At 42.6% G+C, this 14556-nt stretch carries 21 protein-coding genes; 19 read left to right on the forward strand and 2 right to left on the reverse strand.

The window, feature by feature from the left end; genetic code table 11:
• Window positions 1–4 precede the first annotated feature (4 nt).
• The 18 genes from rpsH to prfA all read left to right on the forward strand — a co-directional run bounded on the left by rpsH (window position 5) and on the right by prfA (window position 10880).
• Entirely contained in the window at window positions 5–406 is a 402-nt protein-coding gene (gene rpsH, locus CSQ79_RS11900) for a 30S ribosomal protein S8 (RefSeq protein WP_099701408.1), read from the forward strand.
• A 41-nt stretch (window positions 407–447) separates the two neighbouring features.
• The gene (rplF, locus tag CSQ79_RS11905) at window positions 448–987 is read left to right on the forward strand and encodes a 50S ribosomal protein L6 (RefSeq protein ID WP_099701409.1); all 540 of its coding nucleotides are present in this window, start codon (window positions 448–450) and stop codon (window positions 985–987) included.
• Window positions 987–1349 carry a 50S ribosomal protein L18 gene (rplR, locus tag CSQ79_RS11910; protein WP_099701410.1) on the forward strand — a complete coding sequence of 121 codons (363 nt, stop codon included), beginning with the start codon at window positions 987–989 and terminating at the stop codon, window positions 1347–1349. The genes rplF and rplR overlap by 1 nt, the downstream gene beginning before the upstream one ends.
• A 62-nt stretch (window positions 1350–1411) precedes the next feature.
• The gene (gene rpsE / locus CSQ79_RS11915) at window positions 1412–1939 is read left to right on the forward strand and encodes a 30S ribosomal protein S5 (protein WP_099701411.1); all 528 of its coding nucleotides are present in this window, start codon (window positions 1412–1414) and stop codon (window positions 1937–1939) included.
• A gap of 48 nt (window positions 1940–1987) precedes the next feature.
• A complete protein-coding gene (gene rplO / locus CSQ79_RS11920) occupies window positions 1988–2443 on the forward strand; it encodes a 50S ribosomal protein L15 (protein WP_099701412.1) in 456 nt (151 codons plus the stop codon).
• A gap of 68 nt (window positions 2444–2511) precedes the next feature.
• Window positions 2512–3825, forward strand: a complete 1314-nt coding sequence (gene secY / locus CSQ79_RS11925) for a preprotein translocase subunit SecY (RefSeq protein WP_099701413.1) — start codon at window positions 2512–2514, stop codon at window positions 3823–3825.
• On the forward strand, window positions 3825–4382 hold the full coding sequence (locus CSQ79_RS11930) for an adenylate kinase (RefSeq protein ID WP_099701414.1): 558 nt from the start codon (window positions 3825–3827) through the stop codon (window positions 4380–4382). Before secY ends, CSQ79_RS11930 begins: the two co-directional genes overlap by 1 nt.
• A 221-nt stretch (window positions 4383–4603) precedes the next feature.
• Window positions 4604–4828, forward strand: coding sequence for a translation initiation factor IF-1 (gene infA, locus CSQ79_RS11935; protein WP_006276978.1), 225 nt, complete (start codon window positions 4604–4606; stop codon window positions 4826–4828).
• A 109-nt stretch (window positions 4829–4937) separates the two neighbouring features.
• Window positions 4938–5051, forward strand: coding sequence for a 50S ribosomal protein L36 (gene rpmJ / locus CSQ79_RS11940; protein ID WP_099701415.1), 114 nt, complete (start codon window positions 4938–4940; stop codon window positions 5049–5051).
• Between the two features lie 76 nt (window positions 5052–5127).
• Entirely contained in the window at window positions 5128–5508 is a 381-nt protein-coding gene (gene rpsM, locus CSQ79_RS11945) for a 30S ribosomal protein S13 (RefSeq protein ID WP_099701416.1), read from the forward strand.
• Window positions 5509–5560: 52 nt separating this feature from the next.
• On the forward strand, window positions 5561–5953 hold the full coding sequence (gene rpsK, locus CSQ79_RS11950) for a 30S ribosomal protein S11 (RefSeq protein WP_099701417.1): 393 nt from the start codon (window positions 5561–5563) through the stop codon (window positions 5951–5953).
• A gap of 178 nt (window positions 5954–6131) precedes the next feature.
• Complete coding sequence (locus CSQ79_RS11955) at window positions 6132–7079, forward strand: DNA-directed RNA polymerase subunit alpha (RefSeq protein ID WP_099701418.1); 948 nt, start codon at window positions 6132–6134, stop codon at window positions 7077–7079.
• 77 nt (window positions 7080–7156) lie between these two features.
• Window positions 7157–7507, forward strand: coding sequence for a 50S ribosomal protein L17 (gene rplQ, locus CSQ79_RS11960; protein WP_099701419.1), 351 nt, complete (start codon window positions 7157–7159; stop codon window positions 7505–7507).
• 32 nt (window positions 7508–7539) lie between these two features.
• Window positions 7540–8433: a tRNA pseudouridine(38-40) synthase TruA gene (gene truA, locus CSQ79_RS11965; protein WP_099701420.1), complete on the forward strand. Its 894-nt coding sequence runs from the start codon at window positions 7540–7542 to the stop codon at window positions 8431–8433.
• A 70-nt stretch (window positions 8434–8503) separates the two neighbouring features.
• The gene (gene rplM / locus CSQ79_RS11970; RefSeq protein ID WP_099701421.1) at window positions 8504–8956 is read left to right on the forward strand and encodes a 50S ribosomal protein L13; all 453 of its coding nucleotides are present in this window, start codon (window positions 8504–8506) and stop codon (window positions 8954–8956) included.
• Window positions 8956–9375, forward strand: coding sequence for a 30S ribosomal protein S9 (gene rpsI / locus CSQ79_RS11975; protein ID WP_099701422.1), 420 nt, complete (start codon window positions 8956–8958; stop codon window positions 9373–9375). Before rplM ends, rpsI begins: the two co-directional genes overlap by 1 nt.
• A gap of 94 nt (window positions 9376–9469) precedes the next feature.
• Window positions 9470–9709: a 50S ribosomal protein L31 gene (rpmE, locus tag CSQ79_RS11980; RefSeq protein ID WP_099701423.1), complete on the forward strand. Its 240-nt coding sequence runs from the start codon at window positions 9470–9472 to the stop codon at window positions 9707–9709.
• 70 nt (window positions 9710–9779) lie between these two features.
• The gene (prfA, locus tag CSQ79_RS11985; protein ID WP_099701424.1) at window positions 9780–10880 is read left to right on the forward strand and encodes a peptide chain release factor 1; all 1101 of its coding nucleotides are present in this window, start codon (window positions 9780–9782) and stop codon (window positions 10878–10880) included.
• An 87-nt stretch (window positions 10881–10967) separates the two neighbouring features.
• On the opposite strand, the gene CSQ79_RS11990 is transcribed toward prfA, so the two are convergent.
• Window positions 10968–11495 (reverse strand): GrpB family protein, encoded by a 528-nt coding sequence (locus CSQ79_RS11990; protein WP_099701425.1) that lies wholly within the window; start codon window positions 11493–11495, stop codon window positions 10968–10970.
• 53 nt (window positions 11496–11548) lie between these two features.
• The gene (locus CSQ79_RS11995) at window positions 11549–12316 is read right to left on the reverse strand and encodes a DUF4198 domain-containing protein (RefSeq protein WP_289501067.1); all 768 of its coding nucleotides are present in this window, start codon (window positions 12314–12316) and stop codon (window positions 11549–11551) included.
• A 501-nt stretch (window positions 12317–12817) separates the two neighbouring features.
• Here CSQ79_RS11995 and CSQ79_RS12000 point away from each other — a divergent pair.
• A complete protein-coding gene (locus CSQ79_RS12000) occupies window positions 12818–14506 on the forward strand; it encodes an ABC-F family ATP-binding cassette domain-containing protein (RefSeq protein ID WP_099701426.1) in 1689 nt (562 codons plus the stop codon).
• The last annotated feature ends 50 nt before the right edge of the window (window positions 14507–14556 follow it).

The following is a 14556-nucleotide window of genomic DNA, read 5'->3' on the forward strand; positions in this document are numbered from 1 at the left end:
AACGATGGCGGCTAACGACACAATTGCAGATATGCTGACGCGCATCCGCAATGCAAATATGGCGCGGCATCAGACAACACAGATACCAGCCACAAAAATGACCCGCAGCATTGCTCAAGTATTAAGGGAAGAAGGCTTCATTGCCGATTTTGAAGAGACAGGCGAAGGCGTTAAACGCAATTTAGTCATCTCACTCAAATATAAAGGCAGAAATCGCCAACCTTTGATCACTGCCTTGAAGCGAATTAGTAAACCAGGTTTACGAGTTTACTCTAACCGCAAAGAGCTACCACGGGTACTCGGAGGCATCGGGATTGCGATTATTTCTACTTCTAGCGGCATCATGACCGACCGAGAAGCCCGACGTCAAGGCTTGGGTGGTGAAGTGCTTTGCTATGTTTGGTAAGACAGCTAGCTATTAGCTGGTTGATTAGGAGTTAATAAGTCATGTCTCGAATTGGTAAGCGCCCAATTACGATTCCCGCCAAAGTCCAAGTGACTATTGACGGGTCACAAGTTAAAGTCAAAGGTCCGAAAGGCGAACTCTCGCGCATGCTGCCAGCCGCAGTAACAATCGCCCAAGAGGGTGAAACATTACTAGTTAAACGAGTTGATGACTCGCGAACAGCCCGTCAGATGCATGGTTTGGCTCGCACCTTGGTTGCCAATATGATTGATGGAGTCTCGCAAGGATTTCAACGTAGGTTAGAAATTCAAGGAGTTGGCTATCGTGCTGCAGTTCAAGGTCGCAACCTCACACTTAACGTAGGATACAGCCATCCAGTTCAAATCGAGCCTCCTGAAGGAATTCAATTGGCAGTAGAAAATAATACCAACGTTATTGTTAGTGGTTTTGATAAAGAACTAGTAGGCAATACGGCGGCAAAAATTCGCGATGTTCGCCCTCCAGAACCTTACAAAGGAAAAGGCATTCGCTATTCTGGTGAATTTGTCAGACGCAAAGCTGGTAAGGCAGGTAAGAAGTAATGAAGTTAGATCGCAGAGAATCTAAAAAGATTCGCCATCGTCGCATTCGTGGGAAAGTGAATGGTTCCTCAGAACGCCCTCGTTTAGCAGTGTTTCGTTCCCATCAGCATATCTATGCTCAAGTAATTGACGATACACAACACCATACAATTGTTTCGGCTTCAACGCTCGATCCAGATTTAAAACCATCCCTGAAATCTGGTGCTACTTGTGAGGCATCTACAGAGGTCGGTAAATTAATTGCGCAGCGATCGCTAGAAAAAGGTATATCAAAAGTCGTGTTTGATCGTGGTGGTAATCTCTATCACGGTCGCGTTAAAGCCTTAGCTGAAGCCGCACGCGAAGCGGGATTAGATTTTTAATTGTGCTGGTGGCTAACCAATCATTAGCAACAAGCATGAAATTACTAGAAAGGATACAAACTATGGCAACTGGTGGTCGTCGTAAAAGTAACCGCGCAAAAGAAAAAGAAACAAATTGGCAAGAGCGAGTTATTCAAATTCGCCGCGTTAGTAAAGTTGTAAAAGGTGGTAAAAAACTCAGCTTTCGTGCAGTTGTTGCCGTTGGTAACGAACGCGGTCAAGTCGGAATCGGCGTTGGTAAAGCTGGAGATGTCATTGGTGCTGTCAAAAAAGGTGTTGCTGATGGAAAAAAACACCTGATTGATGTTCCACTTACAAACTCTAACTCAATTCCACATCCGACCAATGGTAGCGGTGGTGGGGCAAAAGTAATGATGCGCCCTGCAGCACCAGGAACAGGCGTAATTGCTGGTGGAGCCGTTCGTACTGTATTAGAACTTGCTGGCGTGCGCAATATTCTAGCAAAGCAACTAGGTTCTAATAATCCACTTAATAATGCTAGAGCCGCCGTTGACGCGCTATCGACTTTACGGACTTTTTCAGAAGTCGCAGAAGAGCGTGGCGTTCCAATCGAGAATCTCTACGCCTAAACTCACAAGTTAAATAATTTTGTCCAACTCAGAACTAGCATCAAGTCAATGAGACTAACTGATCCTAAGCCTCAAGCAGGCTCAAAAAAACGCCGTCGTCGTGTTGGTCGTGGTATTTCTGCTGGTCAAGGAGCAAGTGCAGGTCTAGGTATGCGCGGGCAAAAAGCTCGTTCGGGTAGCAGCACCAGACCAGGCTTTGAAGGCGGTCAACAACCTTTATATCGCCGCATTCCGAAGCTAAAAGGCTTTCCGATCGTTAATCGTAAGCAGTACACTACGATCAATGTATATAAGCTGGCATCACTTCCTGCCAACACAGAGGTAAATCTAGCTTCATTACGCGAAGCTGGAATCATTACTGCTGTAAAAGGACCACTAAAAATTTTGGGTGATGGGGAATTAAATGTTCCTTTACAAGTTCAAGCAGCAGCTTTCACAAAGCAAGCACGGGAAAAAATTACCGCAGCTGGTGGAAATTGCGAACTCGAATCGTCCAAAGTATAAGTATCCTGTTTTTTGGTAGACGAGTACCTTAAACAGCGCCAGCTAGATGATAAAAAAGGTACCTCTTTATGATCAGTAGAGACAAAGCCCCGACGGCGCAAGAAACTTTTATGCAGATGGCACAAGCAGCTGGTTTACGAAGGCGGCTGCTTGTCACTGTTGGTATTTTAATGTTGGCTCGCCTTGGCGTTTTCTTGCCTGTTCCAGGAATTAATCGCGATTTATTTGCTCAAGCAAGTCAAACTGGCAATAATGCTTTATTCGGTTTCTTAGATATCTTCTCTGGAGGCGGACTTTCTACCTTAGGAGTTTTTGCTCTAGGAATTTTACCGTATATTAATGCTTCCATTATCATCCAATTGTTGACTGCTGCTATTCCAGCTTTAGAAAATCTTCAGAAAAATGAAGGTGAGGCTGGACGAAGAAAGATCTCACAAATTACGCGTTATGTGTCTTTAGGTTGGGCAATTCTCCAAAGTATCTTTATTGCTGCTTTTTGGTTGCAACCTTATGCTTTTAACCCAGGACCTGTCTTTGTCGCCGAAACGGCGATCGCACTAGTAGCAGGTTCTATGTTTATCATGTGGGCGTCTGAATTAATTACCGAACGAGGTGTTGGTAACGGAGCATCTCTTTTGATTTTTGTCAATATTGTTGCTTCCTTGCCAAGAGCCTTAGGAGACACGATCGCATTTGCTCAAACTGGCAGTCGAGAAGCAGTAGGAGGCGTTGTTGTCCTGCTATTAGTCTTTCTCGTCATGATTGTTGGTATTGTCTTTGTGCAAGAAGGAACCCGTAGAATTCCGATTATTTCTGCACGCAGACAAGTTGGTCGGCGCTTTTTTCAAGAACAGCGTAGCTACCTACCTTTACGACTGAATCAAGGCGGCGTTATGCCGATCATTTTTGCTTCGGCTGTTTTAATATTGCCAGCGTCTTTAGCAAGTTTCACGCGCAATGAATTCCTTTTAAGAATTGCTAATTATCTCAGTCCAAATGGTCCTACGCCTTGGGTCTACGCTCTAGCTTATCTTGTTTTAATTCTCTTTTTCAGTTACTTCTACGCTACTTTGATTGTTAATCCAGTAGATTTAGCACAAAACTTAAAGAAAATGGGAGCTACCATTCCTGGAATTCGCCCAGGTCGAGCGACAAGTGAGTATGTAGAACGAGTCTTGAATCGATTAACTTTTTTGGGAGCAATCTTTTTAGGTCTAGTAGCAATTGTGCCAACGGCTGTCGAAAGTGCGACTCAAGTCCGAACATTTCAAGGATTAGGTGCAACGTCTTTACTGATTTTGGTTGGTGTTGCTATTGACACAGCAAAACAAATTCAAACATACGTCATTTCACAACGTTATGAAGGAATGGTGAAACAATAGTGACGCGATTGATTTTCCTGGGAGCGCCAGGTGCTGGTAAAGGGACTCAAGCTGAAACTTTGGCTCACCACAGGAATATTCCTCATATATCAACTGGTGATATTTTGCGCCAAGCCATGCAAAAGCAAACGCCCTTGGGTGTTAAAGCGCAAGACTATGTTTCGCGTGGTGAATTAGTTCCCGACCAACTGGTTAATGACTTAGTCAAGGAACGCCTTGATGAACCGGATACTGAGCAAGGATGGATTCTTGATGGATTCCCGCGCAAAGTTAGTCAAGCAAGCTTCTTGGATAAACTGCTACAAGAAAAGCATAACCATCAAGTTGTGCGAGTTGTTAACTTGGAAGTACCTGATGATATTTTAATGGCACGATTATTAGCACGCGGTCGTGCAGATGATAACGAGGAAGTTATTCGGCGGCGTTTAGAAGTTTACCGCGAACAAACTGCACCTCTGATCGATTTTTACCGCGATCGCCAACAACTTATTTCTGTAAACGGCGATCAATCTTTGGATGAAGTCACTGCTGAACTACTCGACGTGATTGATTCTTGAGAAGCATGTTGAATTTAGAAGCATCGGTAGTAATACAGTTAACTTCAAATTACAGCTTACTGCCAGCTTCTAGTTTTACATCTCAAATCCCAAGTCAATCTTTAATAAGATATATTAATAGTAATTTGGGATGTTTTAAGGTTTGTCATCGCTCAAAACAACGATGATGCTATTAGCTGCTTTGGATGACAAACAGCTTATTGAGTTGAGGAAAATTCAAATTGTCTAAACAAGATTTAATTGAGATGGAAGGCACGGTAACTGAATCCTTGCCTAATGCAATGTTTCGCGTGGATCTTGATAATGGTTTTAATGTTTTAGCACATATTTCGGGCAAGATCCGCCGTAACTATATCAAAATTTTACCTGGCGATCGCGTCAAAGTAGAGCTAACGCCATACGATTTAACAAAAGGAAGAATCACATACCGTCTGCGTAAGAAATAACTTCTTTTGTTGAGGATTAAAGGCGATTCCTGGCTGACAACAGGCTCTTTGAGCCTTGCTTCACTCATAAAAATATTGATATAATATAGAGTTTGTAATAAAGGAAAAGATGAAAGTTAGAGCATCAGTCAAGAAAATTTGTGAAAAGTGCAGCATTATTCGCCGCAAAGGTCGAGTTATGGTAATCTGCCAAAATCCAAAGCACAAGCAACGTCAAGGCTAAACAGTAACTGAAACAATGTCTGTTAAGGCATTACTAATATTATCGTAGCGATCGCAGGAATAGGGAGAAGTTTATTGTGGCAAGAATTGCAGGTGTAGACCTTCCACGCGATAAGCGTGTCGAAATAGGTCTTACATATATATACGGGATAGGGCTGACTCGTTCAAAAGAAATTTTGGCTCAGACGGGCGTTAATCCGGATACTAGGGTAAAAGATTTAAATGACACAGATGTTGCAGCATTAAGAAGCACAATTGAAAGCAACTATCAGGTCGAAGGAGATCTCAGGCGCTTAGAAGCAATGAACATCAAGCGCTTAGTTGATATTGGGTCTTATCGTGGACGTCGCCATCGTATGGGCTTACCCGTACGCGGACAACGGACTCGGACAAACGCACGAACTCGTCGTGGTAGACGCCAGACTGTAGCAGGTAAGAAGAAAGCACCTGGTAAGTAAGACTTGAATCATGCAGATCCACAAAAAGTAAAGCCAATTATTTCTTAGTGTTATGGCGCGACAACAAAAAAAATCCGGTGCGAAAAAGCAAAAACGCAATGTACCAAATGGCATTGCTTACATTCAATCTACTTTCAATAACAGTATAGTCACGATCGCTGACCAAAATGGAGACGTCATCTCCTGGGCTTCAGCTGGTTCGAGTGGCTTCAAAGGTGCCAAAAAAGGAACACCATATGCTGCACAGACAGCAGCAGAAAGTGCAGCCCGACAAGCAACAGACCAAGGTATGCGTCAAATAGAAGTCATGGTCAGCGGACCAGGCGCGGGCAGAGAAACAGCAATTCGAGCATTGCAAGGAGCAGGGTTGGAAATTACGTTAATTCGAGATATTACCCCAATTCCTCACAATGGTTGCCGTCCACCAAAAAGACGTCGAGTTTAACTCAAAGCAAGCTTCTTAAACAAAGCTTAGACCATGTTGCAAGCAATATTAAGAGCAAATTGTCTCGTCTGCCTCCGCTGCAGTTCATAAACGAGTGACAACGGGGCATTTGCTCAATTTAAGTCAGGCAAACAACTTTGCCTAAATTGGCATCTAAATTACTAAGGGAGGTTACTCCGTGGCGCAGTTTCAAATTGAATGTGTCGAGTCTAATACTCTAGAGAATCAGAGTCAATACAGTAGATTTGTCCTGGAACCTCTTGATCGCGGTCAAGGGACAACAGTTGGAAATGCGCTCAGACGAGTTTTACTGTCTAATCTTGAAGGTACAGCAATTACTGCTGTCCGGATTGCAGGTGTCAGTCACGAATTTGCGACGATTCCAGGAGTTCGTGAGGATGTGCTGGAAATTCTGATGCGCATGAAAGAAATCGTTCTCAAAAGCTATTCTTCACAACCTCAAATTGGGCGTTTACTCGTTACTGGACCTGCGACAGTAACTGCCGAACATTTCGATCTTCCTTCAGAGGTAGAAATTATTGACCCCAGTCAATACGTTGCAACCGTTGCTGAGGGCGCAAAAATAGAGATGGAATTTCGGATTGATAGAGGCAAGGGATATCGCACTGTTGAACGAGGACGCGATGAAGCTACTGCTTTAGATTTTCTGCAAATTGACTCGATTTTCATGCCAGTTCGCAAAGTTAATTACAGTGTTGAAGATGCTCGTGTTGACGGTTCGATGCAGAAAGACCGCTTGATTTTAGAAGTTTGGACTAATGGTAGCCTAACTCCACAAGAGGCACTTTCCTCTGCAGCAAATATTTTAGTGGATTTATTTAACCCACTCAAAGATATCTCGCTTGAGGCAATGAAAGATGAATTGCCAACAGATGAAGATCCTACTAGCCAAATTCCAATCGAAGAACTTCAGCTTTCTGTAAGAGCTTATAACTGCTTGAAGCGGGCACAAGTTAATTCAGTAGCAGACTTGCTAGATTACACTCAAGAAGATTTGCTAGAGATCAAAAACTTTGGGCAAAAATCAGCAGAAGAAGTCATCGAAGCTTTACAAGATCGTTTGGGCATTACTCTTCCTCACGAGAAATCCGCAAAACCTTCATAATTGCTTAGCTGTAGTAAGTTTCTAGCAGTGATTCAAAATATTCACAAAACTTCAAATTGTAGAAATTAAACCTCGCCATGCGTCACCGTCGTCGTGTTCACCAACTTGGAAAGCCAGCTGACCAGCGTCGTGCTCTTTTAAGAGCATTGACTACAGAGTTAATCCGTCATGGACGAATTACCACTACGAAAGTCCGCGCCAAGGCAGTCAGATCAGAAGCCGAAAAAATGATTACTTTAGCCAAAGATGGTTCTCTAGCTGCTCGTAGAGAAGCACTAGGTTACATCTACGACAAACAACTTGTTCATGCCCTATTTGAACAAGCACCTAATCGTTATGGTAGTCGAGCTGGGGGATATACTCGAATCTTACATACTGTCCCGCGTCGAGGCGATAATGCTGAAATGGCGATTATCGAACTCGTGTAGATCAATCGAATTTCTTGTTTTTGAGAAGTTGTATGGTTGCCCCAAACTACGAGCTAAAATACCGAGTAGCCTTAGTAATTCAATACTTGGGTACTCACTTTCATGGCTGGCAACGGCAACTTCAGCTACGTACTGTACAAGCAGAAATTGAAAAAGCTATCGAGCGCGTACTCGGTTATCCAGTGACGCTTCACGGTGCAGGGCGAACTGATACTGGTGTTCATGCAGCAGCACAAGTTGCACATTTCGATGCCACTAGTCCAATTCCAGCAGAGCGTTGGGCACCAATTCTTAACAGTTATCTTCCTGACGATATTTTGATTCGTGGATCTGCATCTGTCAACAGTAACTGGCACGCTCGATTTGATGCTAAGTGGCGGCGCTATCGCTACACGCTATACACCGAACCTCGACCGAACTTGTTTGTTAAACCTTTTAGTTGGCATTATTATTATGCAGCTTTAGATGAAAATCTCATTCGCTCGGCACTACAACCGTTACTTGGGAAACATCACTTAGCAGCCTTTCATCGGGCAGGTTCTCGTCGAGTGCATTCATGGGTAGAAATACAAGCAGTGGAGTGCGATCGCCAAGGAGCATTTATCAATATTGAAATCCAAGCGGATGGCTTTTTGTATGGGATGGTACGGTTACTAGTAGGATTACTTGTTGACGTGGGGAGAGGTAGTTTATCGCTCGATAAGTTTACAGAACTTTGGCAGCAGCAGCAACGAGAGTATGTTAAGTACGCTGCACCTCCTCAGGGTTTATGCTTATTGCGGGTTGGTTATCCTGATTTTCCTTTTTCTCAAGAAGTTTGGTACGAAACTCTACCACAATTAGTGCTGCCAGCTATCAACAATGTTGCACAAGAAAAGAGGCAAGTCATAAACCAAGACATCCTTTCATCAAGTATCAACATTTAAGTACCAGTAACTCAATCGTAAACAAAATATTACATCGTTTTTACAATATCAAGAGGATACTAAAACACTAATGAACAAAACCTATGTCCCAGCCCAAGATTCCGTCAAACGTGATTGGTATGTCGTCGATGCAGCTGATCAGCGTCTAGGTCGGCTAGCTACTGAAATCGCGATGATTTTACGCGGTAAAAACAAACCAGAATTTACACCGCACATGGATACAGGCGGCTTCGTAATCGTGCTCAATGCCGATAAAGTTGTTGTGACTGGGAAAAAGCGCAGCCAAAAGCTTTATCGTCGCCACTCAGGACGTCCAGGCGGAATGAAAACAGAAACTTTTGCGCAACTACAATCTCGAGTTCCCGAAAGAATTGTAGAACACGCTGTTAAAGGAATGCTGCCCAAAAACAGTTTAGGACGGCAATTATTTACCAAACTGAAAGTTTACGCTGGTGCAGATCATCCTCACCAAGCACAGCAACCACAGGAAATTAAAATTCAGACAATTCCAGGAGAGCAATAATGCAAGCAATAGATACGACTACTAGCGATCGCGTAATGTATAGAGGAACTGGTCGCCGTAAATCTTCCGTAGCGAGAGTGCGCTTAGTTCCTGGCGATGGACAAATGATCGTCAATGGTAAACCAGGAGATCTGTATTTTCAATTTAATCCTAATTACCTCTCAGTCGCTAAAGCTCCACTAGAAACCTTAGGGTTAGAAAGCGAGTACAACATTTTAGTCACTGCTCATGGAGGCGGATTAACCGGACAATCTGATTCAATTCGTTTAGGAGTCGCCCGCGCACTGTGTCAGCTCGACCCAGAAAACCGCTCGCCATTGAAATCTGAAGGCTACCTAACACGCGACCCCAGAGCAAAAGAGCGGAAAAAATACGGCTTACATAAAGCACGGAAAGCGCCTCAGTTCTCCAAACGATAAAAGTTCACAGCTTTTAGATTTTAGTGTTCTGAAGGTATGTTGAGCGCTGAAGTCTAAAAGTTACAATAGAGATAAACATACAAAAACATATATCATGGCAAAATCTGATCTTCATCCTCAATGGTATCCAGAGGCAAAAGTTTACTGTGATGGGAAACTAGTTGCTACAGTAGGTTCGACTAAACCAGAACTGCACGTTGATGTGTGGTCAGGAAATCATCCATTCTATACAGGTACGCAAAAATTAATCGATACCGAAGGTCGAGTAGAACGCTTCTTACGCAAGTATGGCATGATGGACGCTGAGCAATCTACAGGCGACGACAAGAAGTAGCTGGGTTAGATAGTTGAACCGAAGACTGCTTTTGTGAACTTCTACTATCTTGCTTGAGCGATCGCACTTTATGCCTGAAACTTACCTGCTAAACAAACTCAAATCTGTCGAACAAACTTTTAACGAACTCACTCGCCGCCTGGCTGATCCCGATATTGCTAGAGATCCTAGTGAATATCAAAAGATCGCTAAGGCACGTTCTTCCTTAGAAGAAGTCGTAACTACTTATGAAACCTGGAAAACTACTCAAGATGAATTAGTGGGAGCCAGGGAAGTCATGAAAGAAGCAAATGGTGACTCAGAGCTACAAGAAATGGCAGCTTTAGAAGTCGCAGAACTAGAAGAACAACTAGAGCAGTTAGAAGTTCGCTTGAAAATCTTGCTACTACCACGCGATCCTAATGATGAAAAGAACATTATGCTCGAAATTCGGGCGGGAACTGGTGGTGATGAAGCAAGTATTTGGGCAGGTGATTTAGTACGAATGTACTCGCGCTATGCTGAAAGCCAAGGGTGGAAAGTTAAGCTCGTGAGTGAATCGCTAGCAGAAATGGGCGGCTTCAAAGAAGCCATTTTAGAAATTCAAGGCGATCAAGTTTATAGCAAGCTAAAGTTTGAAGCAGGAGTTCATCGCGTCCAACGAGTTCCTGTTACTGAAGCAGGCGGACGAGTCCATACATCAACAGCTACTGTAGCAGTGATGCCAGAAGTTGATGATGTCGAAATTGAAATCGACCCGAAAGATATTGAAATGTCAACAGCGCGTTCGGGTGGTGCGGGTGGACAAAATGTCAACAAGGTAGAAACAGCGGCTGACTTGTACCACAAACCCACCGGAATTAGAATTTTTTGTACCGAAGAACGCAGCCAGTTGCAAAATAAAGAACGCGCCATGCAAATCTTGCGGGCAAAGCTGTATGAAATGAAGTTACGCGAACAACAAGAATCTGTGACTTCGATGCGGCGATCGCAAGTTGGTACAGGATCGCGTTCGGAAAAAATTCGTACGTACAACTACAAAGATAACCGCGTTACCGATCACCGCTTAGGGCAAAATTTCTCTTTAAGTCCATTTTTAGAAGGAGATTTAGAGCCAGCCATTCAGGCTTGTATTTCTCAAGATCAGCAAGAACGTTTGGCAGAATTAGCTACTTCGGGTACAGCTTCCTAGTTAAGGTGAAGTGATTGTAAATAGTGGCTAATGCATGAATTTTGTAGAGCAAGTGTGTTTTAAGTAACAATCTAGCTAGTTCGCTTATTAGTTTTTATTATTGTGGTGGCGTGCTTTTGCCATGATAGCTTGAATATAGTCAGTCTTGGCATTAGTATAAGCTTCGCGATCGGTTTTGAAACGTTCGGCTAATTGACGTTTCAGAGCGGTGTAATATTGTACTTCTTCGGGATGCGATCGCAAATAATCGCGAAATAACACACGTTCCCATAAAGTACTATCTGCCTGAACTATATGTAGGTGGTGAGTGCGCTGCAAACCATAAGGTGGCATTCCTTTAACTAAGAACATTCGCTCGTCGCGATGGGGATCTTCTTGCCAGTAAACGTATTTCAGTGCTTCTAATAGTGAAACGTGACGTTTAGCTTCTTCTAAAGAATGCACGCCAACCAAAAGATCAAGAATTGGTTTCGCGGCTAAGCCAGGAACTGCAGTGCTGCCAAAGTGTTCAATTTGTGTAACTAATTCTCCCAGTACTTGCCAAATCGTTGTGGCTTCCTCTTCAAACTGCTGCGACCAACGGGGATCGTATTCAACAATAATTATTTCATCCATAGATCATATCTAAAGCTAGGGTTTAGCAATGCCAAACCCTACTTGTCTAACTTCTAGAATCCTCTTTTATCAATTGTTAAACTGCTAGCATGACCAATTTCATCAGCAGCGGGATCTTGCGAAGGTACACTATACTCTGACTCAATGACATGAAATGATCCTTGCCCGAGTGTTACAAACGCAAATCCATTTCCATTTGTTGTTAACATTTTGCCTCTATATTCCACAGTAGCTCCCTGCTGGGGTTTACCTCTGTACAATACAAGAACTTTTAAAGTTCCTCCTGCGCCAACTGTAAAGGGGTCTTGCTGTGGAATGATTTCTAAAGGTAAACCGAACCACAACGAAACTAATCCTGATGATTCATAAAAGGCTTTTGCATACTTGTAAGTATGAACAACATTGGTTTGTTCGTTGTTAGCCGCTAGCGCATCAGGGCGAAAAACATTGATATAGTTATTGTCTCTAACAACGAAGTAGCCATTATTATGGCGAGCAGTTAAAGCAACAATCTTACGTTGTGGAACTAAAGTCACACCATTATATCTGCGCTGCACCGAAAGCTGAACAGGATGTACTGCTTCATCGTAAGCTCTGGCACTTTGAAACTTAATTGAATCATACGGGTCTGCTTCGTTAAGTTCTGGATGACCGTATAAAATCTTTAATTCTCCTGGTTTTTCTTCTCTATCAATCCAAATACTATGAGCAAAAGCAGGTTGAATTAATAATGGGAGAAGTGTTGCACTCAGCACCAATTTTAAAAACTTGAGCGCCATTTGAGTTTCCTCGTCAGTTTTTGTTGTTCGTACTTGAACCACAAACTTATTTTTTGAGAATGATAATCAAGTACTAAAGCTATAAATAAACGGTGTTTTGATCGCACCACAATCCCTGGGCAGGGCATTTATTTGTTAGTTGTAAAATAAATAAAATAAACTTTAAAAATAACAACAAAATTAATTGATTTTTATAACTTAATTGAATACTGTTTATCTTGATTTAATTGAATTTTAATGTATTGCGTTGTACGTAATACGTAAAATGTTGAGGAATAAATGAAGATAAAGCTATATAAAGAAATGCTTATTGAGAGATTTAACTCACCATATTAAACTTATAAAATATATCAAGGTGATAATCAATTTTGAAATAGTAAATACGCAGGCGATCGCAGTCGCAGCCGAATAATGCTATGACTGAGAACAATCGGTTTTTCGAGCAAAATGTAAAGAGTCACCAACAGCCGAAATTTGGAATTAAATTTTGTTAAGATTGGAGGCGACGAATAGCGATCGCCTTTTTGCGCGTGGAGACTTTGAATGCTGCGACTAGAACATATCAGTAAAATCTACCCCACTGGCGAAGTTCTCAAGGATGTTAACTGGGAAGTCAAAAGTGGCGATCGCATTGGTTTAGTTGGAGTGAATGGTGCAGGGAAATCCACTCAACTAAAAATTATTGCTGGAGAAATTGAACCAACATCAGGAGAGGTTATCCGTCCAGCTAGTCTACACGTTGCTTATTTGACGCAAGAATTTGAGGTCGATCCTGGGCGCACAGTCCGCGAAGAATTTTGGACAGTATTCAAGCAAGCTAATGAGGTGCAACAATTGCTTGCACAGGTACAGCGCGATATGGAAACTGCGACGCCTGAAGAATTAGATCGCTTAATTCATAAACTTGATCGCCTGCAACGTACCTTTGAAGCATTAGATGGATACGGACTCGAAGCACAAATCGAGAAAATTTTACCAGAAATGGGTTTTGAGCCAACTGACGGCGATCGCTTAGTCAGTTCTTTTAGTGGCGGTTGGCAGATGCGGATGAGTTTAGGCAAGATTCTCCTGCAAAAACCAGACTTATTGCTGCTAGACGAACCAACAAACCATCTTGACTTAGAAACTATTGAGTGGCTAGAAAACTACTTAAAAAACTTGACCACTCCGATGGTGATCGTTTCCCACGACCGCGAGTTTCTCGATCGGCTGTGTACGCAAATTGTCGAAACTGAACGCGGCGTTTCCACGACTTATTTAGGTAACTATTCTGCCTACTTACAGCAAAAAGCAGAAGCACAAGTTGCACAAATGAGTGCTTACGAACGTCAGCAAAAGGATTTAGAAAAGCAACAAACGTTTGTTGATCGCTTTCGTGCCAGCGCAACACGCAGTACTCAAGCGAAAAGCCGCGAAAAACAACTTGAAAAAATTGAGCGAATTGAAGCACCAGTAGCAAGTTTAAGAAGTCTTCACTTTCGCTTTCCACCTGCACCTCGTAGTGGTAGAGAAGTTGTATTGATCAAGGACTTGGTACATATTTATGCAGAGAAGATTCTCTTTTTAGGCGCGAATCTGTTAATCGAGCGCGGCGATCGCATTGCCTTTCTTGGTCCAAATGGTGCAGGTAAATCTACTCTCCTACGCTTAATGATGGAGTTAGAGCCACCTTCTGAAGGCATCGTTAAGTTAGGAAATCATAACGTAATTCCTGGTTATTTTGAGCAAAATCAGGCGGAGGCGTTGGAACTTCATAAAACTGTGATGGAAACAATTCACGATGAAGTCCCAGATTGGAAAAACGAGGAAGTCCGGACGCTGCTAGGGCGCTTTTTATTTAGTGGTGACACAGTATTTAAGCAAGTTGCTGCCTTGAGCGGAGGAGAAAAAGCACGACTAGCTTTAGCAAAGATGCTTTTATGTCCAGCTAATTTACTGATTTTAGATGAACCGACGAATCATTTGGATATTCCTGCTAAAGAAATGCTTGAAGAAGCAATTCAACACTATGATGGAACAGTAATTATCGTTTCCCACGATCGCTATTTTATTTCTCAGGTAGCAAACAAAATAGTTGAGATTCGCGATGGAGAATTTCGGCTGTATAACGGAGATTATCACTATTATTTGGAGAAAATAGCTGCTGAAAAAGAACAAGCACGGTTAGCGGCGATCGCTGCTGAAAAAGCTGCCAAGAAAGCAGCTAAAGCAACTACCAAACGGAAATCATAAATGCTTTCTCTACGGGGATCAAAGAAAAGCACAAGGATTTTAATGTTAAA

It is taken from the genome of Gloeocapsopsis sp. IPPAS B-1203 (assembly GCF_002749975.1).
Lineage (GTDB): Bacteria > Cyanobacteriota > Cyanobacteriia > Cyanobacteriales > Chroococcidiopsidaceae > Gloeocapsopsis.